This window comes from Vulcaniibacterium tengchongense (assembly GCF_003814555.1).
Lineage (GTDB): Bacteria > Pseudomonadota > Gammaproteobacteria > Xanthomonadales > Xanthomonadaceae > Vulcaniibacterium > Vulcaniibacterium tengchongense.
On sequence record NZ_RKQN01000004.1, the window covers coordinates 233,155 to 253,708 of the forward strand.

The window sequence follows — 20,554 nt, forward strand, 5'->3', positions numbered from 1 at the left end:
GGCGGAAGGACGGCCGCGCCCGGCGGCTCTCGCGCGAGCGCGCCCGCACCGGCGGTTCGCCGCGAGCCGGCGCCAGCGCGCAGGCTGGCGCGCCGACCGGGACGCTAGGCGCCGGCGAGCGCCGCGGCCTCGCGCGCCAGCGCCTCGACCTGCGCCCAGTCGCCCGCGCGCAGCGCGGCGTCCGGCGTCAGCCAGGAACCGCCGAGGCAAAGCACGTTCGGCCGGCGCAGGTATTCGCGCGCGCGCGCCAGGCCGATGCCGCCGGTGGGGCAGAAGCGCGCCTGCGGGAACGGCGCTTGCCATGCGGCGAGCAGCCCGAGCGCGCCGAGCGGCTCGGCCGGGAACAGCTTGAAGCAGCGGTAGCCCGCGGCGAGCCCGGCCATCAGCTCGCTGCTGGTGGCCACGCCGGGCAGGTAGGGCAGGTCGAGCTCGCGCGCCAGCGCCAGCAGTTCCGGCAGCGAGCCCGGCGAAACCGCGAAGCGCGCGCCGGCGTGCCGCGCCGCGCGCATCTGCCCGGCGTCCAGGACGGTGCCGGCGCCGACCGCCATCCGCGGCAGCGCCTGCGCGATCGCGGCGATCGCCTCCAGCGCCTGCGGCGTGCGCAGGGTCACTTCGATCGCGCCGATGCCGCCGCGCCACAGCGCCTGCGCCACCGCCAGCGCCTCGTCGGCGCCGCGCGGCGTGTACACCGGGACGATGCGCTGGCCGCCCAGCGCGCGCGCCGGCGAAGGCGCCTCGTCAACGGCGGACATGGAACCCGGCCTCCTCGACCAGCGCTTCGATCTCGGCGCGGCCGACCAGGTTGAAGTCGCCCGGCACCGAGTGCTTCAGGCAGGCGGCGGCCAGGCCGAAGCGCAGCGCGCGCGCGTCGTCCATGCCGTCGATCAGCCCGTGCAGCACGCCGGCGGCGAACGCGTCGCCGGTGCCGATGCGGTCGACGATGCCGGCCAGTTCGTAGCCCGGCGCGCGTTCGCGCCCGCCGGCGCGGGTCAGCAGCAACGCCGACAGGTGGTGATGGTCGACGCTGCGTTGTTGGCGTTGCGTGCAGGCCAGCCGCTGCAGGTGCGGGAACGCGGCGAACGCCGCCTGCGCCGCCGCGGCGACCGCCGCTTCGTGGTCCTCGCCGGCGAACGTCTGGCCCAGGGCCACGGCGATGTCGCGGTGGTCGGCGAACAGCAGGTCGGTCTCGGCGAAGATCTGCCGCAGGATCGCGCCGGCGTCGCCGTTCCACGCCTGCCACAGCTTGCCGCGGAAGTTGCCGTCGAACGACACCCGCACGCCGCGCCGGCGCGCCGCGCGCGCCGCGTCCAGGGTGGCCTGCGCGCATTCGGCGCCGAGCGCCGGGCTCACCCCGGACAGGTGCAGCCAGGCCGCGCCCTCGAGCAGCGCGTCCCAGTCGTAGGCGGACGCCGGGGTGCGCGCGAACGCCGAATCGGCGCGGTCGTACAGCACCTCGCTCGGCCGCTGCAGCGCGCCCGGGGCGAGGAAGTACAGGCCCATGCGCCCCGGCGCGGCGCGCATCCGGCGGGTGTCCACGCCGTGGCGGCGCAGCTCGCCCAGCGCCGCCTCGCCGAGCGCGTTGTCGGCCACCGTGCCGGCCATCGCCGCGTCGTGGCCGAGGCGGGCCAGCGACACCGCCACGTTGGCTTCGGCGCCGCCGATCTGCACCTGCAGCCGCGGCGTCTGCAGCAGCCGCTCGCGCCCGGGCGCGCTCAGGCGCAGCAGCAGCTCGCCGAAGCACACGACAGTTCCGTTCACGTTCCCTCCCCTGCTCGGATTGCGACCCGCGATCGTACCGGGCCGGGCGTTGCGCACTGCAGCATGCCACCGGCCATGCAACCTGCTAGGTTTTGACCATCGGTGTCATTTGCGCCGTGGGGACACGATAGCAAGCGCCGACAACCAGTCAATAAGGCACCTAGAAGCGCCGGAACTCGGGAGGGGATTTCAATGCATTCACAGCGTGCGGCAAAAAAGACACCGGTTACCGTGCTCGCCGCGGCGATCGGCCTGGCCCTGCAGACGGCGACCTTCGGCGCCTACGCCCAGGACCCGGACACCGCGGCCGAGCAGGGCGCCAACGCCGCCCGGGACCAGGCCACCGAGCTGGAAACGATCACCGTCACCGGCTACCGCGCCAGCGTCGAGCGCGCGCTGGACATCAAGCGCGGCGAAGCCGGCGTGGTCGACGCCATCGTCGCCGAGGACATCGGCAAGTTCCCCGACCTCAACCTGGCCGAGTCGCTGCAGCGCATCCCCGGCGTGGTGATCACCCGCGACGCCGGCGAGGGCCGGCAGATCTCGGTGCGCGGCCTCGGCCCGGACTTCACCCGCGTGCGCATCAACGGCATGGAGGCGCTGACCACCGTCGGCTCCACCGACCAGCAGGGCGGCACCAACCGCGGCCGCGGCTTCGACTTCAACGTCTTCGCCTCCGACCTCTTCAGCCAGATGCTGGTGCGCAAGACCGCCTCGGCCGAAGTCGAGGAAGGCTCGCTCGGCGCCACCGTCGACCTGCGCACCGCGCGGCCGTTCGACTACGACGGCTTCACCTTCACCGCCAGTGGCCAGCTCGGCTACAGCGAGCTGTCGGAGAAGACCGACCCGCGCATGGCCGCGCTGGTCTCCAACACCTGGGCGGACGGCCGCGTCGGCGCGCTGCTGTCGGTGGCCTACACCGAGCGGCGCACGATCGAGGAAGGCACCGGCAGCGGCCGCTGGGCCAACGGCACCAGCAACGGCGGCTTCAACCCCGCCTCGCCGTTCCAGGCGGCGCGCTCGGCCGACGTGTTCCACCCGCGCTTCCCGCGCTACACCTACATGGAGCACGACCAGCAGCGCCTGGGCGTGACCGGCTCGCTGCAGTTCAAGCCGACCGACCGCACCGAGATCTCGCTCGACGCGCTGTATTCCAAGATCGACGCCGCCCGCACCGAGAGCTACATCGAGGCGATCTCCTTCAGCCGCGGCGCGTCGCAGGGCGGCAAGCCGCAGACCATCGTCCGCGACGGCGCGATCGACGGGAACAACGCGCTGGTGTACGGCCTGTTCGACGACGTCGACGTGCGTTCCGAGTCGCGCTACGACGACTGGAACACCGAGTTCAAGCAGTTCACCCTCAGCGGCGAGCACGCCTTCACCGACGACTTCAAGCTGTCCGCGAAGGTCGGCACCTCGAGCTCCGAGCACGAGAACCCGATCCAGACGACGATCATCATGGACAAGCTCAACGTCGACGGTTACAGCTACGACTACCGCGGCGACAAGTGGGCGCCGGTGCTGGACTACGGCATCGGCCCGACCGACCCGAACGGCTGGACCCTGGCGGAGATCCGCCTGCGCCCGCAGTGGGTGAAGAACGACTTCGACACCGCGCAGATCGACTTCGACTGGCGCCTCGCCGACGGCTTCCGCCTCAAGGGCGGCGTGCAGGCCAAGGACTACGGCTTCGGCACCAAGGAGTGGCGCCGCGCCTCGGAGGCGACCGTGCCCGCGTTCGTCGACGGCACCCGCATCGTCCCGGCCGACATGACCGAGCTGGCCAGCCTGGCCAAGCTGGACGGCGCGCCGTCCACCTGGGTGGTGCCGGACTACGACGCGTTCGTGAACATGTTCGACCTGTACAGCAACAGCGGCATCTACGCGCTCGCCGAGCGCGCGGTGAACACCCGCAGCGTCGAGGAGAAGGACCGCGGCGTCTACCTGCAGGGCGACTTCTACCTGGACCTCGGCCCGGTGCCGCTGTCGGGCAACGTCGGCGTGCGCTACGTGCGCACCGAGCAGACCTCGACCGGCTACGCCACGGTCGGCAGCGCGCTGGTGCAGACCACGGTGGAGCGCGAGTACAGCGATACCTTGCCGTCGATGAACCTGGTGGCCGAGGTCGCGCCCGACTTCCTGATCCGCTTCGGCGCGGCGAAGGTGATGTCGCGTCCCGGCCTGGGCAGCCTGACGCCCGGCGTGACCGTCAACGTCAGCGGCGGCGCGCGCACGGTCAGCGGCGGCAACCCGAACCTCGACCCGATCCGCGCCACGAACTACGACCTCGGCTTCGAGTGGTACTTCGAGGACGGCGCGCTGCTCGGCCTGGGCCTGTTCTACAAGGACATCGAGAGCTTCGTGCAGACCACCCGCGAAGTGCGGCCGTACTCGAGCAGCGGCCTGCCGGCCAGCCTGCTCGAGGGCACCGGCGTCGGCGTCAACGACGAGTTCGTGTTCAGCGTGCCGGTCAACACGCCCGGCGGCGAGCTCAAGGGCTTCGAGGCCACCTACGTGCAGCCCTTCACCTTCCTGCCGGGCTTCTGGCGCAACTTCGGCGTGCAGCTGAACTACACCTATGTCGAGTCGCAGATCCAGTACCTGACCGGCAACGGCGAGCCGTCGCTGAAGACCGACCTGACCGGCCTGTCCAAGCACGCCTGGAACGCGACGCTGTTCTACGAGGGCGAGCGCTTCTCCGCCCGCGTCTCGGCCACCAACCGCGACAACTACCTGATCCAGGTGCCGGGCACCGAGCAGGGCTTCACCTCGGACGTGCACGGCCAGGACGGCACCACCATGATCGACGCCTCGCTGCGCTACAAGCTCAACGAGCAGCTCGAGCTGAGCCTGGAGGGCATCAACCTCACCGACGAACCTTCGGCCTCGTGGGTCGGCGCGGCCTCGCACCTGCCGCTGGACTACAGCGAGACCGGCCGCCAGTACCTGCTCGGCCTGCGCTACAAGTTCTGACCCCTTGCGCGGCGGCCCGGGGCGCAGGGCCGGACCGCCGCGGCCTGTTCGCCCGATGGCCGTGCGGCGCATGCGTCGTGGTACCGCGCCGGCCCCGGCCCGCTCCTCGTTTCCCGCTCCCGGCAGGAGCGACGAACGAAACGACACCCCGCGCGCCGCGCGCCGGCGCTGACGACGCGATGTCCTCCCGCTGCGGGCGGCGCGGCGGTTCGGTATGCGCGGCGCCGGCCCGTTCCGCTGACGCGGCGCGCGGCGCGCCGCCGCTCAGGGCAGCAGGCGCGGACGCAGTTCCGGCACCGCCCGCGCCAGCTCGTCGGCGACGAGCGCGGCGAAGAACTCGGCACCGGCCCCGCCGAGGTGGGTGTAGTCGAACGCCAGGCGCAGCGGCGCGGTCGCGTCCGCTGCCGCCGGCGGCGGCGCCGGCGCGGGCGGCGCCTCGGCGGTGGTGCCCTGCAGCGCGGCGGCGACCAGCTCCGGCGTCGCCGGCCGCTGCGCGAAGCGCATCGACGCCACCGGCCCGAGCGCCTGCACCGCGGCCACGCTGCGCGCGTGCAGGTCGACCAGCGGCACCTGCCGCTCGCGCGCGACGCGGCGGATCGCCTCCGCCCACGGCGCCAGGTCGTCCACCAGCCGGCCGTCGCGGAACTGGCGCCGCGTCAGCGGCGTCACCAGCACGGGCCGGGCGCCATCGGCGCGCGCCTCGTCGACGTAGCGGCGCAGGTTCGCGGGGAACTCCTCGGCCAGGTCGGTCGACCGCTCGGGCTTGCCCGGCTGGTCGTTGTGGCCGAACTGGATCAGCACCCAGACGCGCCCGTAGCCGCCGCCGCGCAGTTCGCGCCGCGCCAGCTCCCAGGACCCTTCGGCACGGTAGCTGTAGCTGCTGCGCCCGCCGCGCCCGAGATTGAGGCAGGCCAGGAACGGGGCGGCGTGGCGGGCGCAGAACGCGCCGCCCCAGCCGCTGTGCGCCTGCACCGTGGAATCGCCGACCAGGACGATCTTGTCGGCGCGGACCGGCACCGGCGGCGGCCGCGACGCCGGCGCCGCGTGCGCCGCGGCCAGCCCCAGTGCCAGCAGCCACGGCGCGGCGCGCCGCATCGCATGCGCCGCGGCCCTCATCCGAGCGTCCCCCGCTGCACGAACGGCGCCTGCCGGTACAGCCGGCGCTCGCCGCCGCGCGGGTCCTCCACCAGCGCCGGGGCCAGGTCGAACACCAGGGTCTCGCGCTTTGCCAGGGTGTAGGGCGCCCAGGCCGGCAGCGCCGGATGGTTCGGATCGCCGCTACGGGCGAACGCGAGCAGCGCCCGGCTCATCAGCTCGGCCATGCGCCGGGCGTCGGCGCCGGCGCCGGTGCGCGCCCCGGGCTGATGCACGTTGTCGAACACCAGCGGGATGTCGAGGGTGTGGTAGGCGCGCAGCCGCGGCTCCAGCGGCGAACCCCAGTCGAGCTGGTAGGCCCAGGTCGGCGCCGCGCCGGCGCCCTGGCGCGCGCGCGCCTCGCACTCCTCGACCGCGCCGCGCCACGAGCGCCCGGCGGTGGTCGCGGCGAAGAACACCTCCGACGGCGTGTAGTGCGGGTACAGCCGCCGGTATTCGGCGATCACCTGCGCCACCGGCAGGTCGACGTACTGCTCGCGCTCGAGCCGCTCCGGCAGTTGCTCCCAGGTGAGCGCGAAGTTCGCCGGATCGTGGCCGAGGAAGGCGCGGGTCTCGTCGCGGGTATTGCCGATCACCATCGGGATCGCCGCCGACTGCGCCGGCGCCTGCGGCCAGAACGGATGCACCGGCAATGCCACGCCGTCCAGCACCGGGCCGAAGTACAGCGAAGCGGCCTCGGTGCGCGACGGGTCGGGCGTGCGCGCCGCCTCCAGCAGCCGCTCCATCGGCAGTTCGCGCAACCGCGCCGCCTGCTCCGCGCGCAGGCCCAGCGCGTCGAGGAAGCGCTGCGCACGCTGGGTCGCCGCGCGCGGGCCGGCCGCGGTGACCTGCTGGCCGCTCATGGTCCAGGCGCGGTGGAACAGCCCGCGCGCGGCCGGCATCGCCATCAGCGTGGCGATCTTGGCGCCGCCGCCGGACTGGCCGAACACGGTGACGTTGCCGGCGTCGCCGCCGAACTCGCCGGCGTGCTCGCGCACCCAGCGCAGCGCCTGCACCAAGTCGAGCTGGCCGACGTTGCCCGACGCGGCGTAGTCCGGCCCGAGCAGCCGGCCCAGGTGCAGGTAGCCGAACGCGTTGAGGCGGTGGTTCACGGTGACCACGACCACGTCGCCGCGGCGGCACAGATTGCCGCCGTCGTACAGCGGATCGCTGCCGGAGCCGTTGTGGTAGCCGCCGCCGTGGAGGTAGACCAGGATCGGCCGCCGCGCGCCGTCGCGCAGGCCGGGCGTCCAGACGTTGAGGAACAGGCAGTCCTCGCTCACCGGCTCGCGGGCGCCGCGTTGCGGCGCCGCCGCGCCGTAGGCGGCGGCCTCGCGCACGCCGCGCCACTTCGGCTCCGGCATGGCCGGCAGGAACCGGCGCGGGCGGGTGTCGGCGCCGTAGGGCAGGCCCTTGAACACGTGCACGCCGCCCTCGAGCCGGCCGGCGACGCGGCCGCCGCGCACGCGCGCGAGGCTGGCGCGCTCGCCCGAGGCGGCGTGCGCCCACCGCGGCACGGCGGCGCCCGCGCCGAGCGCGGCGGCACCGCGCAGCAGCGCGCGGCGCCGGGGATCGATCGGGACTTCGGGAACGGCGGGGTCGCGCATCGCGATTTCTCCGGATGATGGGGTTGTGGAAGCGCCTCGACGAAGCGGGTTCGAGGCCTGCGCCTGCGGCGCGGCCGCTCTCCCGCGGCGGAAGAGCAACGCGAGTGCGGCGCGGACGCCGGTCCTCGCGGCCGGGACGGGTGCCGCCGCGCGCGGGCGCGGCGCGCAGCGGCCGCGAACGCCGGCCCGCGCGGCGCGCTCGCCCTAGCGCGCCTGCCTTTCCGTCGCGCGCCCTTGCGCCTCGATCCACGCCGCCGCCAGCGCCGGCCACAGCCGCAGCGGCGAATCGGCGATCTGGCGCACGCCGAAGCCGTGGCCGCCGCGCGGGTACACGTGCAGTTCGGCCGGCACGCCGGCGCGGCGCAGCGCGGCGTACAGCTGCAGGCTGTTCTCCACCGGCACGGTCGCATCGTCCGCCGCGTGCAGCAGGAACACCGGCGGCATGCCGGCGCGCACGCGGTGCTGCAGCGAGTGGGCGGCGACGTCGGCCGCGCTCGGCGCCGCGCCGAGCAGCCGCTCGCGCGAGCCGGGATGCGCGTGCCCGCCCATGTCGATCACCGGGTACAGCAGCAGCAGGAAGTCCGGACGCGCGCTGAGCCGGTCGGCAGCGTCCACCGGCGCGTAGACACGCTCGTCGTAGCGGGTGCCGAGGCTGGCGGCGACGTGGCCGCCGGCGGAGAAGCCGATCGCGCCGATCCGCTGCGGGTCCAGGCCGAATTCGCCGGCGCGCGCGCGGATCAGCCGCAACGCGCGCTGCGCGTCGGCCAGCGGCGCGTCGCGGCCGTCGTCGTGGCCGTCGCCGGGCAGGCGATAACGCAGCACGAACAGCGTGTAGCCGTGCGCCTCCGCCAACGCCGGCACCAGGGCGCTGCCTTCCTTGTCGAGCACGATGCGGCGGTAGCCGCCGCCCGGCGCGACCAGCAACGCCGCGCCGTTCGGCCGCGCCGGCCGGTGCACGGTCAGGTAGGGCCGGGTGACGCCGGTGACGATGCGGTCCGGCAGCCGCGGGTCGGCACTGCGCTCGAGGATGCGCTGCTGCAACCGCAGCCGCCGCGAACCGGGGGCGACCTGTTGCGGCCACAGCCAGATCCGCGAGGCCGCCTCCCGCGGCGTATCCGCCGAGGGCGTGTCCGCAGGCGCGCCGGCGCCCGCCAGCGCCAACGCGGCGGCGGCCAGCCAGCGCGCCCAGCCGCGCGCGCCCTTGCGCCCGTGCTCGTGCCCGCGCATCGCCGCTGCCCCGCTCAGCGCAGCGGCTCGCCGCGCTGGTAGGGCTTGAGCGGCTCCATCGTGTCGAGGTTCCAGTCCGCCTCGACGAACGGCCGCCGGGTCGGCGCGTAGTCCGGGTAGCCGCCGACCTGCTCCTGGCTGTCGATGATGCCGCCGCGGCCCTCGATCACGTCGGCGACGATGCGCCGGTCGACCGCGTCGCGCGCCCAGGGCGTGGCGCCGACGTCGGCGATCACCGCGTCCTGCACCTCGGCCGACGGCAGCAGGCTCATGCCGAACGGCAGCGCCGGCGCGCGCTTCATCCGCGCGATCTCGACCGGCGTGGTGGTGTAGCGGCCGGTCATCGGCAGCGGCCGGCCGATCCGGTCCACCGCCAGGTTGTCCTCGAGGTACACGTCCACGTCGCCGGAGCCGCCGACCATGAAGAACGCCAGGTCCTCGGTGGAGCGCCCGGCGCGCAGCACGTTGCCGCGCACGACCATCTGCCCGCGCGAGTACGGATGGCCCAGCCACTCCTCGGCGATGAGGTTGTAGTGGATCGCGCGCTGGCCGGGATCGTAGATCAGGTTGTTGAGCACCTGGCCGCGCGCGCCGCCCTTGAACAGCGGGCTGCGCTCGTAGTTGTGCGCGTACAGGTTGCCGACGATCAGCACGTCGTTGACGTGGTCGTGGATCAGCGAGCCCTTGGAATGCTCGCCCTTGGCGTGGGTGGCGTCGGCCAGGCCCTCGGCGATGATGTTGCGGCTGAAGGTGATGCGGCGCGAGGCCGCCTCCATCCATGCCTGCTCGCTCTCGCCGTGGAAGCGGGTGCTGGAGGCCGACAGGTTCTCGTCGGTGGCCCAGCTCAGCGAGCAGTGGTCGACGATCACGTCGCGGGCGCCGCGCACGGTGGTGATCGCGTCGATGTCCTTGCCGGCCCTCTTCGGCAGGCCGCCGTCGCCGGGGCGGATGCGGAGGTGGCGCACGATCACGTCGTGGGTGGCGATGGTCAGCCCGCCCTTGATCAGGGTGATGCCCGGCTGCGGCGCGGTCTGCCCGGCGATGGTCAGGTAGGGCTCGTCGATGCGCAGTTCCTGCATGCCCAGGTCGATCACCCCGCCGACCTCGAACACGACGATGCGCGGGCCCTTGGCGCGGATCGCCTCGGCGAACGAGCCGGGGCCGTCGGCGGCGAGGGTGGTGACCCGCAGGATCCGCCCGCCGCGCCCGCCCGGGGTGTGCGCGGCCCAGCCGGCCGCGCCGGGAAACGCCAGCGCCGCTGTCCCGTGGGACAGGTCGGCGGCCCGGGCCGGTTCCGGCGCCGGCAGCACCAGCGCCGCCAGCAGCGCCAGCCACGCCCCTGCCCGGCGCGCCCGGACCCGTCGGATTTCCCGTTCCCGCCCTGCATGCCGCATCGCCTGCCCTCCCCGGTCGTTTTTCGAGTGTGGTCGACCGATTGTCAATGACACCGGTTTCCTATACAACTCCACCATCGACGAACGCCAGGGGACACCGGCCGGCATGGACAACTACGCGCCCACCGAAGACGACGCCCGTGCCGTCGCCCGGCGCCTGGTCGCGGCGCGCCGCGAGGCGCGGGCGCTGCCGGACTACCCGGGCGCGCTGCCGCAGACCCTGGACCAGGGCTATGCCTGCCAGGACGCCGCGATCGCGCTGTGGGGCCGGCCGATCGCCGGCTGGAAGGTCGGCCTGGTGCCGCCGGACCTGCAGCCGCGCTTCGGCGAGGAGCGCGTGGTCGGCCCAGTGTTCGCCGATGCGGTGCAACGGCCGGGGCCCGGCGAGCGCGCGCGCTTCGCGACGATTCCGGGGGGATTCGCCGCGGTCGAGGCCGAGTTCGTGTTCCGCCTGGGCGCCGACGCGCCGGCGGACAAGCGCCGCTACACCGCGCAGGAGGCGGCCGACCTCGCCGACGCGCTGCTGGTCGGCATCGAGCTGGCCGGCAGCCCGCTGCCGCTGATCAACGCGCTCGGCTCGGCGGTGGTGGCCTCGGACTTCGGCAACAACGCCGGCCTGGTCCTCGGTCCGGAGATCCCGGATTGGCGCCGGCTCGACCCGGCGGAGCTGCGCTGCGAGACTTTCGTCGACGGCGCCCGCGTCGGCGAGGGCGGCGCGGGCGCGATCCACGGCGGCCTGCTCGCGGCGCTGGCCTTCGCCCTCGGCCGCTGCGCGCAGCGCGGCTACCCGCTGCGCGCCGGCGCGCTGGTGACCACCGGCGCCGCCACCGGCATCCACGACATCCGCCCCGGCCAGCACGCGCGGGTCAGCTTCGGCCGCCACGGCGAGCTGCACTGCGAGGCGGTGGCGGCGCTCGCCGCGGGGCCGCAGGCATGAACGGCCGCCGCGGCTTCCTCGCCGGACTGGCCGCGGCCTGCGCCGCCGGCGCGTTGCCCGCGGCGCGCGCCGACGCGGGCGCGCGCGTGCTCACCGCGTCCGACGTGCACGTGAAGGACTACCCGACCGTCGAGGCGGTGCGCTGGATCGGCCAGCAACTCGAGCGCGAGACCGGCGGCCGCCTGCGCCTGCGCCTGTACCACTCCGGGCAGCTCGGCCGCGAATCCGAGGCCATCGACATGGCCCGCTACGGCGCCATCGACATCACCCGCGTGTACGCCGGCGCGCTCAACAACGCCTTCCCGCTGACCCGGGCGCTGTGCCTGCCGTACGTGTTCGATTCGGTGCCGCACCTGCGCCGCGCGCTCGACGGCGAGGTCGGCGCGCGGGTGCTGCGCGGCTTCGAGGCGCGCGACCTGGTCGGCCTGGCGATCTACGACTGCGGCGCGCGCTGCTTCTACAACACGCGCCGGCCGCTGCGCACGCCGGCCGACCTGCACGGGCTGAAGTTCCGCGTGCCCGGCTCGGACATCTTCATCCGCCTGCTGCGGCTGTTCGGCGCCAACCCGACCCCGCTGTCCTACGGGGAGGTGTTCTCGGCGCTGGAGACCCGGCTGATCGACGGCGCCGAGAACAACCTGCGCAGCTTCCATTCCAGCCGCCAGTTCGAGGTCGCGCGCCACTGGTCGCAGAGCGAGCATTCCTACGCGCCGGACGTGCTGCTGGTCTCGCGCAAGAGCTACGACGCGCTGCGCGCCGACGACCGCGCGCTGCTGCGCGAGCTGGCGCGGCGCTCGGTGGCGGTGATGCGCGCGCTGTGGGACGCCTCCGAGCAGGAGGCGGGCGCGGCGGTGCGCGCGGCCGGCGTGCACATGAACGAAGTCGACATGGCGGCGTTCCGGCGCGCCGCGCAGCCGCTGCTGGACGAATACCTGCGCCAGCCGGAGATCGACGCGTTGTACCGCAAGATCCGCGCGCTGGCCTGAAGGCGGCGAGGCCTGCTCCCGCCGCCGCGGGAGGAGCGCTCTCCCGACGGCGCGCGTTTCGGGCCCCTCGCCGCTCGCGGCAGAGGGGCCGGGGTGAGGCAGCAGCGCGCCGGCGCGCCTGCCCCACCCCGACCCCCGCCCGCGGGGGAGGGCATCAGCAAAGTGGCTTGGAGGGGAGACGCAATGCAGCCGACCGCAACACCGCCCGCCGCCGACGCGCTCGCACGCGTCCTCGACCGCCTTTCCGCGCTCGCGATCGGCATCGCCGCGGCCTCGCTGGCCGGCCTGGTCGTGGTGCAGGGCTGGCAGGTGTTCGCCCGCTACGTGCTCAACGATTCGCCCAGCTGGACCGAGCCGGTGACGCTGCTGCTGCTGAGCACGGCGATGGCGATGGGCGCGGCGACCGGCGTGCGCGAGAACCGCCACTTCGGCTTCTTCCTGCTCGCCGACGCGCTCGGCCCGCGCGGGCATCGCCTGGTCGAGGCGCTGGGCGGGCTGGTCGTCGCCGCGATCGGCGCGGTGCTGGCCGGCTGGAGCGCGGCGCTGCTGGCCGACGGCTGGGACGTGCACCTGGCCGGCGCGCCGCTGCCGCAGAGCATCAACTACCTGCCGCTGAGCCTGGGCGGCGCGCTGATGGCCGCGTTCGCGCTCGACCGCCTGCGCCGCCGGCCGGCCTCGGCCGGGGGGGCGCGCTGATGGCCACCGCGCTCCTGTTCCTGGTCTTCGCCGCGCTGCTGCTGCTGGGCGTGCCGGTGGCGTTCGCGCTCGCCGCCGCGGCGCTGGCGACGCTGTTCTACCTCGACCTGCCGCTGGTGGTGCTGGTGCAGCAGGTCGGCGCCGGTGCGGGCTCGGTCAGCCTGATCGCGATCCCGCTGTTCATCTTCGCCGGCGAGATCATGCTGCGCGGCGGCATCTCCGAGCGGCTGATCGGCCTGGCCGCGGCACTGGTCGGGCGCCTGCGCGGCGGCCTCGGCCAGGTCAGCGTGCTGTCGTCGCTGTTCTTCGGCGGCGTGTCCGGCTCGGCCATCGCCGACGTGTCCGCGGTCGGGGGCACGATGATCCCGCAGATGATCCAGCGCGGCTACGACCGCGACTTCGCGGTCAACGTCAGCATCACCGCGGCGCTGGTGGCGCTGCTGGTGCCGCCCTCGCACAACCTGATCCTGTACTCGGCCGCGGCCGGCGGCGGGCTGTCGATCGCCGACCTGTTCGCGGCCGGCATCACCCCGGCGCTGCTGATGACCGCGGCGATGATGGTCACCGGCTGGGCGGTGGCGCGCGCGCGCGGCTACGGCACCGAGCCCTTCCCCGGCCTGCGCGCGGTGCTGCTGCGCCTGGTCGGCGCGCTGCCGGGGCTGGGCCTGGTGGCGCTGATCTTCGTCGGCATCCGCGCCGGCGTGTTCACCGCGGTGGAGAGCGCGGCGATGGCGGTGCTGTACGCGCTGGTCGTGACCGCGCTGGTCTACCGCCAGCTGAAGTGGCGCGAGTTCCTCGGCACCGTCGCCCACGCCGCGCGCACCACCGGCGCGATCCTGTTCGTGATCGCCACCGCGGCGGTGTTCGGCTGGCTGCTGGCCTACCTGCAGGTGCCGTCGGCCGCGGTCGAGGCGCTGCAGAGCGTCGCCCACGACAAGATCACCGTCCTGCTGCTGATCGTCCTGCTCCTGCTGGTGCTCGGCACGTTCATGGACCTGGCGCCGATGATCCTGATCTGCACGCCGATCTTCCTGCCGGTCGCGCGCGCCTACGGCATCGACCCGCTCCACTTCGGCCTGGTGCTGGTGCTGACCGGCGGCATCGGCCTGGTCACGCCGCCGGTGGGCAGCGTGCTGTTCATCGGCACCGCGATCGGCAAGATCGGCATCGGCGAGTGCATGCGCACGATCTGGCCGTTCTGGCTGGCGGCGCTGCTGGTGCTGCTGGCGGTGGCGTTCTTCCCGCAGCTGTCGCTGTGGCTGCCGGCGGCGCTGAAGGCATGAGCCGCGTCGCCGCCGCGCTGGGGGCGCTGCTCGCGGCCGCGACGGCGCACGCGCAAGCGCCGCGCCACGCCGCGGAGCCGGGCGCCGGCGCGATTCCGCTGGACGGCTTCGCCGACGCGGTCGCGCACTGGCAGAACCGCCACGGCGCGGACTACCCGCGCTACGCGCCGCAGCAGGTGCGCGAGATCGCCGACAACCTGCTGCTGTTGCAGCGCGAGAGCGGCGGCTGGCCGGAGAACCGCGACCCCGCGCGCGTCCTCGGCGCCGCCGAGCGCGAGCGCCTGCGCGCCGAGCGTGCCCTGCCCGGCGGCAGCTTCGACAACCGCAACACCTACACCCAGATCGACTACCTCGCCGCGGCCCATGCCCGCACCGGCGAGGCGCGCTACCGCGACGCCGCGCTGCGCGGGCTCGACTTCGTTCTCGCCCGGCAGCTCGAGCGCTGCGGCGGCTGGCCGCACACGGTGCCGGCGAGCCAGCCCTACCACCCGCACATCACCATCGCCGACGAGGTGACGCCCGGCGTGCTGGCGATGCTGCGGCGCGCGGCGGCCTTCCCGTTCGTCGACCCGGCGCGGCGGCAGCGGATCGAGGCGGCGGTCGCGCGCGGCGACGCCTGCCTGCTGCGCCTGCAGGTGCGCCAGGACGGGCGCCTGGCCGGCTGGGCCGGGCAGTACGACGCGCGCACGCTGCAACCGGCGCAGGGCCGGCGCTTCGAGCTGCCGGCGCTGGTGTCCGACGAGACCGTGTCGGTGCTGCGCTACCTGATGTCGATCCCGCAGCCGTCGCCGCCGGTGACCGCCGCGATCGAGGGCGGCGTCGACTGGCTGCGCCGCGTCGCCCTGCGCGGGCAGCGGCTGGAGACCTTCCCCGCGCCGCATGAACGCTGGGCCTACCACGCCGCCGACTTCGACCGCCGCCTGGTCGCCGACCCGCAGGCGCCGCCGCTGTGGGCGCGCTTCTACGACCTGCGCGACAACTCGGTGGTCCTGGCCAGCCGCGACGGCGAGCGCCTGCGCGACTACGCCCAGATCCCGCGCGAGCGCCGCACCGGCTACCACTGGTTCGGCACCTGGCCCCAGGCCCTGCTGGAACGCGACTATCCCGCGTGGAAGGCGCGGACCGGCGCGGGCGCGAAGCCGCACCCCCCACGCTAGCACCGCCGGCGTCGCGGCCGCGCGCAACGCACCGCGGCCGGACGCGCGGCGCAACCCGCAGGAGAAGAACGATGCGCCTGTCCCAAGCCCTCGCCGCCCTTGCCCTTGCCCTCGCCCTGGCCCTGGCCCTGCCCGCGGCCGCCGCGGCCGGGGCGCCGCAGTGGAAGCGCGGCATCGAGCACCAGCGCCAGGCCGACCTCGGCGACGGCACCTTCCTCAATCCGGTGCTGGCCGGCGACCGCCCCGACCCGTCGGTGCTGCGCGACGGCGAGGACTACTACCTGACCCTGTCCTCGTTCGACGCCTACCCCGGCCTGCCGATCTGGCACTCGCGCGACCTGGTCAACTGGCAGCCGATCGGCCACGCCATCGCCACCAACGTCGGCGCGATCTGGGCGCCGGACCTGGTCAAGCACCAGGGCCGCTACTACATCTACTTCCCGGCGCGCACCGCGCACGGCCGCAGCAACTACGTGGTCTGGGCCGACGACATCCGCGGTCCGTGGAGCGAGCCGATCGACCTGAAGCTGCCCGACCACATCGACCCCGGCCACGCGGTCGGCGAGGACGGCAAGCGCTACCTGTTCCTCAGCGCCGGCGACTACGTGCCGCTGTCCGACGACGGCCTGCGCACGGTCGGCCCGGTCCGGCACGCCTACGACGGCTGGCGCTACCCGGAAAGCTGGGACGTGGAGAGCTACTCGCAGGAAGGGCCGAAGATCACCCGCCGCAACGGCTGGTACTACATGATCACCGCGGTCGGCGGCACCGCCGGCCCGCCGACCGGGCACATGGTGATCGCCGCGCGCTCGCGCTCGATCCACGGCCCGTGGGAGAACTCGCCGTACAACCCGATCGTGCGCACCCGCTCGGCCGACGAGTACTGGTGGTCGCGCGGCCACGCGACGCTGGTCGAGGACGTCGCCGGGCAGTGGTGGATGATCTACCACGGCTACGAGAAGGGCTTCTGGACGCTCGGGCGGCAGGCGCTGCTCGATCCGGTGGAGTGGACCGACGACGGCTGGTTCGTCGCCAGGGGCGGCGACCTGGGCAAACCGCTGCGGAAGCCGGCGGGCGAATCGATCGGCCGCCACGGCATGGCGCTGTCCGACGCGTTCGACGGCGATCGCCTCGGCCCGCAGTGGGCGTTCTTCGACCCGGCGCCGGACGAGATGCGGCGCGTGTCCTTCGACGGCCAGGCACTGGTGCTGCGCGGCAAGGGCAGGGCCCCGCGCGACAGCTCGCCGCTGACCGCGATCCCGGGCGACCGCGCCTACCAGGCCGAGGTCGAGATGGAGATCGCGCCCGGCGCGGTCGGCGGCGTGGTGCTGTTCTACAGCGACCGCCTGTACGTCGGCCTCGGTTCCAACGGCGAATCGTTCGTGATGCACCGCTACGGCGAGGAGCGCCCCGCCGGCGGCCTGGCGCCGGGCAAGGGCGGCAAGCTGTGGCTGCGGGTCACCAACGATCGCCACGTCGTCACCTTCCACACCAGCCGCGACGGCAGGACCTGGAAGAAGTACGACGTGCAGATGGAAGTGTCCGGCTACCACCACAACGTCGCCGGCAAGTTCCTGTCGCTGCGCCCGGGGATCTACGCCGCCGGCGACGGCGCGGTCCGCTTCCTCGATTTCCGCTACCGGGCGCTGCCCTGAGCGGCGGCTTAGAATGGCCGGGCCCATTCCCGACCGATCATGACCCCCACGCCGCCGCGCCCCCGCCGTTCCCGCTCCGCCGCCGCCGCGCCGCCCACCGCGGACGCGCCGGCGTTGCCGGCGGGCAAGGCGACGATCAACGACATCGCGCGGCTGTCCGGCGTATCGAAGAAGACGGTCTCGCGGGTCATCAACAACTCGCCGCTGGTGCACCCGGAGACGCGCGAGAAGGTGCTGGCCCTGATGAAGCAGCTGGGCTACACGCCGGACCCGCAGGCGCGCGGCCTGGCGTTCCGGCGCTCGTTCCTGATCGGCCTGGTCTACGACAACCCGACCGCGCAGTACATCGTCAACATGCAGTACGGCGCGCTCGACGCCTTGCGCGACTCCGGCTACGAGCTGGTCGTGCATCCCTGCGACAGCACCCGCGAGGACTACATCGACGGCGTGCGCCGCTTCGTCCTGCAGCAGAAGCTGCACGGGGTGATCCTGATCCCGCGCGTGTCCGAGGACGAACAGCTGGCCGCGGCGCTGCGCGAGATCGGCTGCCGCTACGTGCGCGTGGCCTCGATCCCGCTGGACGCGGCGCCGAACATGCTGGTCACCCGCGACCGCCTGGCCAGCACCGAGGCGGCGAACTACCTCGAGTCGCTCGGCCACCGCACCATCGGCCTGATCACCGGCCCGCGCCGCTACCGTTCGGCGATCGAGCGCGGCGAAGGCTTCCTCGCCGGCTTGGCCGCGCGCGGCATCGAGCTCGCGCCGGACTACGTCTACGAGGGCGGCTACACCTTCGATTCCGGGGTCGCCGGCGCCGAATTCCTGCTGGCCAAGTCGCCGCGCCCGACCGCGATCTTCGCCTGCAACGACGAGATGGCCGCGGGCGTGTACAAGGCCGCGATGCGGCGCGGGCTGGGCATCCCCGGCGATCTCTCGGTGGTCGGCTACGACGACAGCCCGCTGGCCTCGCAGCTGTGGCCGGCCCTGACCACGATCCACTCGCCGACCCGCGACGTCGGCCGCGAAGCCGCGCGCATGCTGCTCGACGACCACGCCCCCGCCCTCGAGCAGCCGCGCGACGTGACCCCGCACCTGGTGGTGCGCGACTCCAGCCAGCGCCCGAAGGGCTAGAACGAGGGAAGCTTCCCGGCCCGGAGCGGCAGCCCGGCCCGCCTCCCGCGCGTTCTCCCGAGCAGCCGCGCGCCATGCGCGACCCCAGCCGCGCGCTAGGCCGGGACGCCTTTTTGACACCGGTTACCTCAAGCGGGCTATGATGGGCCACCCGGCCGGCAGGCCCGGCCCCATGCGTTCCGGAGAGCCCGATGTTCCGCAAGACCTACCACGCCACCCACCCCGACATGATGGCCGGCGCCAGCAACGAGCAGCTGCGCGAGCGCTACCTGATCTCGGAGCTGTTCGTGCCCGGCCAGGTCGTGCTGAACTACACCCATTACGAGCGCTTCGTGATCGGCGGCGCCGCCCCCACCGACGCCCCCGTGGCGCTGCCGGTGCAGGCCGAGCCCGCCTCCGCCGCGGGCAAGCCGTTCCTGGAGCGGCGCGAGCTCGGCGTGGTCAACGTCGGCGACGGCGCCGGCACGGTCACCGTCGACGGCACCGCCTACACCCTGCAGCCCAAGGACGGCCTGTACGTGCCGATGGGCAGCGACCGGGTCGAGTTCGCCTCCGCCGACGCCGCGCGCCCGGCCAAGTTCTACCTCGCCTCGACCCCGGCGCACGCGCGCCACGAGGCCAGGCACATCTCGATCGCCGACGCGGTGCCGCTGGAGCGCGGCGCGCTGGAGACCAGCAACGAGCGCACGATCTACCAGTACATCGTCCCGGCGACGGTGAAGTCCTGCCAGCTGCTGCTCGGCCTGACCATCCTCAAGCCCGGCAGCGTCTGGAACACGATGCCGCCGCACCTGCACGACCGCCGATCCGAGGTCTACTTCTACTTCGGCCTGGGCGACCAACGGGTCATGCACTTCATGGGCGAGCCGGCCGGGATGCGCCACATCGTCGTCGCCAACGACGAGGCGGTGGTGTCGCCGCCGTGGTCGATCCACATGGGGTCTGGCACCAGGAACTACTGCTTCATCTGGGCGATGGGCGGGGAGAACCTCGACTACACCGACATGAACCAGCTGGACATCTGCCAGCTGAAGTAAGCCTCCGCGCGCGTCGTTCCCGCGGCTGCGGGAACCGGCGTCTCCGGGGAACCACACCATCGGATTCCCGCCTTTGCGGGACGACTCCACCCAAGCGATCAGGGGAATGCTCATGGCCAATCCGTTCAGTCTCGAAGGCAAGGTCGCGCTGGTCACCGGCGCCAACACCGGCCTGGGCCAAGGCATCGCGCTGGCGCTGGCCGAAGCCGGCGCGGACATCGCCGCCGCCGGCATCCAGCCGCCGACCGAGACCGAGCGGAAGGTGCGCGCGCTCGGCCGCCGCTTCGTCGCGATCGAGGCCAACCTGATCGGCATCGAGCCGATCCCGCGCGTGATCGAGGAGACCCTGGGCGGGCTCGGCCGCCTCGACATCCTGGTCAACAACGCCGGTCTGATCCGCCGCACCGACGCGGTGGACTTCAGCGAGAAGGACTGGGACGAGGTGATGAACGTGAACCTCAAGTCCGCGTTCTTCATGTGCCAGGCCGCCGGCCGCCACTTCATCGCCCAGGGCGGCGGCAAGATCATCAACATCGCCTCGATGCTGTCGTTCCAGGGCGGCATCCGCGTGCCGTCCTACACCGCCAGCAAGAGCGGCATCGCCGGCATCACCCGCCTGCTGGCCAACGAGTGGGCGAGCCGGAACATCAACGTCAACGCGATCGCGCCGGGCTACATGGCCACCGACAACACCGCGCAGCTGCGCGCCGACGAGAAGCGCAGCGCCGAGATCCTCGGCCGCATCCCGGCCGGGCGTTGGGGCGAGCCGGGCGACCTCGGCGGCGCGGCGGTGTTCCTCGCCTCGCGCGCCTCGGACTACGTCAACGGCGCGATCATCCCGGTGGACGGCGGCTGGCTGGCGCGCTGAGGCCCGCGGCGGCCGTGCCGGACGCGACACGGATCGCGAGGATGGACACGGACTGGAATCGCCGCTTGCGACCGCCCCCTCCGGCGATGCGCCGGACGAAGCCCCGGCGCGTACCGTTCGCCCCGCTGCGTGCGCGCGAATCCGCGGCCGATCCCGCCTCTTCGACACAGGACAAGGCCATGGCACTCCGCATCGCTGTTCTCGCCGCGCTCGCCGCCGCCGTCGCGGCCGGCCACGCGCAAGCCGAAACGCGCCGCGACTCCTACGTGCAGCAGGCGCGCGACGTCGCCGTGCGCCAGCCCGGCCCGCACGACGGCGCCGGCACCACCACCGCCTACCCGTTCTTCGAGGACGCCGAAGGCTTCGACATCGTGTTCCGCCAGCGCGCGATGCATCCGGGCTCGAGCATCGGCGAGCACCGCAACGACAAGGACGAGATCTACTACGTCCTCTCCGGCCGCGGCGAACTGCTGCTCGACGGCCGGCGCCGCGAGGTCGGCCCCGGCGACGCGATCCTGACCCGCAACGGCAGCACCCACGCGCTCAGGCAGCTCGGCGACGAGGACCTGGTGATCATCGTCGTCTACCCGAAGAAGAAGCCCGTTTCGCCGTCGCGCTGACGCCCCCCTCTCCCGCGTCGCACGACGGCCCGGGCCGGTGCCCGCACCGGCCCGTTTCTTTTCGCCTGCGGCCCCTCCCGCGCGAGGGAGG

17 protein-coding genes are annotated in these 20,554 nt (G+C 73.7%); 11 read left to right on the forward strand and 6 right to left on the reverse strand.

Going from position 1 to position 20,554, the window contains the following annotated elements; all coding sequences use genetic code 11:
• Positions 1-104: 104 nt before the first annotated feature.
• Together eda and EDC50_RS14145 are read right to left on the reverse strand one after the other, a co-directional pair.
• Positions 105-752 (reverse strand): bifunctional 4-hydroxy-2-oxoglutarate aldolase/2-dehydro-3-deoxy-phosphogluconate aldolase, encoded by a 648-nt coding sequence (gene eda, locus EDC50_RS14140; RefSeq protein WP_123771122.1) that lies wholly within the window; start codon positions 750-752, stop codon positions 105-107.
• Entirely contained in the window at positions 739-1,758 is a 1,020-nt protein-coding gene (locus tag EDC50_RS14145) for a sugar kinase (protein ID WP_123771123.1), read from the reverse strand. Before EDC50_RS14145 ends, eda begins: the two co-directional genes overlap by 14 nt.
• Positions 1,759-1,950: 192 nt before the next feature.
• Here EDC50_RS14145 and EDC50_RS14150 point away from each other — a divergent pair, with 192 nt between their 5' ends.
• Positions 1,951-4,731 (forward strand): TonB-dependent receptor, encoded by a 2,781-nt coding sequence (locus tag EDC50_RS14150; protein WP_123771124.1) that lies wholly within the window; start codon positions 1,951-1,953, stop codon positions 4,729-4,731.
• A gap of 264 nt (positions 4,732-4,995) precedes the next feature.
• Here the strand turns inward: EDC50_RS14150 and EDC50_RS14155 are convergent, their stop codons facing one another.
• From EDC50_RS14155 to EDC50_RS14170, 4 genes are all read right to left on the reverse strand, one after another.
• Positions 4,996-5,826 carry a rhamnogalacturonan acetylesterase gene (locus EDC50_RS14155; protein ID WP_123771197.1) on the reverse strand — a complete coding sequence of 277 codons (831 nt, stop codon included), beginning with the start codon at positions 5,824-5,826 and terminating at the stop codon, positions 4,996-4,998.
• A gap of 17 nt (positions 5,827-5,843) precedes the next feature.
• On the reverse strand, positions 5,844-7,472 hold the full coding sequence (locus EDC50_RS14160; RefSeq protein WP_123771125.1) for a carboxylesterase/lipase family protein: 1,629 nt from the start codon (positions 7,470-7,472) through the stop codon (positions 5,844-5,846).
• Between the two features lie 204 nt (positions 7,473-7,676).
• Positions 7,677-8,699: an alpha/beta hydrolase gene (locus EDC50_RS14165; protein ID WP_123771126.1), complete on the reverse strand. Its 1,023-nt coding sequence runs from the start codon at positions 8,697-8,699 to the stop codon at positions 7,677-7,679.
• A gap of 14 nt (positions 8,700-8,713) precedes the next feature.
• On the reverse strand, positions 8,714-10,093 hold the full coding sequence (locus EDC50_RS14170; protein ID WP_123771127.1) for a pectate lyase family protein: 1,380 nt from the start codon (positions 10,091-10,093) through the stop codon (positions 8,714-8,716).
• Positions 10,094-10,199: 106 nt separating this feature from the next.
• Between EDC50_RS14170 and EDC50_RS14175 the strand changes: the two genes are divergently transcribed.
• From EDC50_RS14175 to EDC50_RS16720, 10 genes are all read left to right on the forward strand, one after another.
• On the forward strand, positions 10,200-11,030 hold the full coding sequence (locus EDC50_RS14175; RefSeq protein ID WP_123771128.1) for a 2-keto-4-pentenoate hydratase: 831 nt from the start codon (positions 10,200-10,202) through the stop codon (positions 11,028-11,030).
• Positions 11,027-12,016 (forward strand): TRAP transporter substrate-binding protein, encoded by a 990-nt coding sequence (locus tag EDC50_RS14180; protein ID WP_123771129.1) that lies wholly within the window; start codon positions 11,027-11,029, stop codon positions 12,014-12,016. Before EDC50_RS14175 ends, EDC50_RS14180 begins: the two co-directional genes overlap by 4 nt.
• 183 nt (positions 12,017-12,199) lie before the next feature.
• The gene (locus tag EDC50_RS14185; RefSeq protein WP_123771130.1) at positions 12,200-12,712 is read left to right on the forward strand and encodes a TRAP transporter small permease; all 513 of its coding nucleotides are present in this window, start codon (positions 12,200-12,202) and stop codon (positions 12,710-12,712) included.
• Positions 12,712-13,995 carry a TRAP transporter large permease gene (locus EDC50_RS14190; RefSeq protein WP_123771131.1) on the forward strand — a complete coding sequence of 428 codons (1,284 nt, stop codon included), beginning with the start codon at positions 12,712-12,714 and terminating at the stop codon, positions 13,993-13,995. Before EDC50_RS14185 ends, EDC50_RS14190 begins: the two co-directional genes overlap by 1 nt.
• Positions 13,992-15,152, forward strand: a complete 1,161-nt coding sequence (gene pelA / locus EDC50_RS14195; RefSeq protein ID WP_123771132.1) for a pectate lyase — start codon at positions 13,992-13,994, stop codon at positions 15,150-15,152. Before EDC50_RS14190 ends, pelA begins: the two co-directional genes overlap by 4 nt.
• Before the next feature lie 71 nt (positions 15,153-15,223).
• Positions 15,224-16,807, forward strand: coding sequence for a family 43 glycosylhydrolase (locus tag EDC50_RS14200; RefSeq protein WP_123771133.1), 1,584 nt, complete (start codon positions 15,224-15,226; stop codon positions 16,805-16,807).
• A 39-nt stretch (positions 16,808-16,846) separates the two neighbouring features.
• On the forward strand, positions 16,847-17,938 hold the full coding sequence (locus EDC50_RS14205) for a LacI family DNA-binding transcriptional regulator (RefSeq protein ID WP_123771134.1): 1,092 nt from the start codon (positions 16,847-16,849) through the stop codon (positions 17,936-17,938).
• Between the two features lie 191 nt (positions 17,939-18,129).
• Positions 18,130-18,975, forward strand: a complete 846-nt coding sequence (gene kduI, locus EDC50_RS14210; RefSeq protein WP_123771135.1) for a 5-dehydro-4-deoxy-D-glucuronate isomerase — start codon at positions 18,130-18,132, stop codon at positions 18,973-18,975.
• A 112-nt stretch (positions 18,976-19,087) separates the two neighbouring features.
• A complete protein-coding gene (gene kduD / locus EDC50_RS14215) occupies positions 19,088-19,843 on the forward strand; it encodes a 2-dehydro-3-deoxy-D-gluconate 5-dehydrogenase KduD (RefSeq protein WP_123771136.1) in 756 nt (251 codons plus the stop codon).
• 179 nt (positions 19,844-20,022) lie between these two features.
• Positions 20,023-20,463 (forward strand): cupin domain-containing protein, encoded by a 441-nt coding sequence (locus tag EDC50_RS16720; protein ID WP_425477938.1) that lies wholly within the window; start codon positions 20,023-20,025, stop codon positions 20,461-20,463.
• Positions 20,464-20,554: the final 91 nt, after the last annotated feature.

Coding starts and splice junctions, on each gene's coding strand:
- EDC50_RS14180 (WP_123771129.1), top strand. CDS start 11,027: ATGAACGGCCGCCGCGGCTTCCTCGCCGGACTGGCCGCGGCCTGCGCC.
- EDC50_RS16720 (WP_425477938.1), top strand. CDS start 20,023: ATGGCACTCCGCATCGCTGTTCTCGCCGCGCTCGCCGCCGCCGTCGCG.
- EDC50_RS14205 (WP_123771134.1), top strand. CDS start 16,847: ATGACCCCCACGCCGCCGCGCCCCCGCCGTTCCCGCTCCGCCGCCGCC.
- EDC50_RS14160 (WP_123771125.1), bottom strand. CDS start 7,472: ATGCGCGACCCCGCCGTTCCCGAAGTCCCGATCGATCCCCGGCGCCGC.
- eda (WP_123771122.1), bottom strand. CDS start 752: ATGTCCGCCGTTGACGAGGCGCCTTCGCCGGCGCGCGCGCTGGGCGGC.
- EDC50_RS14155 (WP_123771197.1), bottom strand. CDS start 5,826: ATGCGGCGCGCCGCGCCGTGGCTGCTGGCACTGGGGCTGGCCGCGGCG.
- EDC50_RS14175 (WP_123771128.1), top strand. CDS start 10,200: ATGGACAACTACGCGCCCACCGAAGACGACGCCCGTGCCGTCGCCCGG.
- EDC50_RS14170 (WP_123771127.1), bottom strand. CDS start 10,093: ATGCGGCATGCAGGGCGGGAACGGGAAATCCGACGGGTCCGGGCGCGC.
- kduD (WP_123771136.1), top strand. CDS start 19,088: ATGGCCAATCCGTTCAGTCTCGAAGGCAAGGTCGCGCTGGTCACCGGC.
- pelA (WP_123771132.1), top strand. CDS start 13,992: ATGAGCCGCGTCGCCGCCGCGCTGGGGGCGCTGCTCGCGGCCGCGACG.
- EDC50_RS14165 (WP_123771126.1), bottom strand. CDS start 8,699: ATGCGCGGGCACGAGCACGGGCGCAAGGGCGCGCGCGGCTGGGCGCGC.
- EDC50_RS14185 (WP_123771130.1), top strand. CDS start 12,200: ATGCAGCCGACCGCAACACCGCCCGCCGCCGACGCGCTCGCACGCGTC.
- EDC50_RS14190 (WP_123771131.1), top strand. CDS start 12,712: ATGGCCACCGCGCTCCTGTTCCTGGTCTTCGCCGCGCTGCTGCTGCTG.
- EDC50_RS14150 (WP_123771124.1), top strand. CDS start 1,951: ATGCATTCACAGCGTGCGGCAAAAAAGACACCGGTTACCGTGCTCGCC.
- EDC50_RS14200 (WP_123771133.1), top strand. CDS start 15,224: ATGCGCCTGTCCCAAGCCCTCGCCGCCCTTGCCCTTGCCCTCGCCCTG.
- kduI (WP_123771135.1), top strand. CDS start 18,130: ATGTTCCGCAAGACCTACCACGCCACCCACCCCGACATGATGGCCGGC.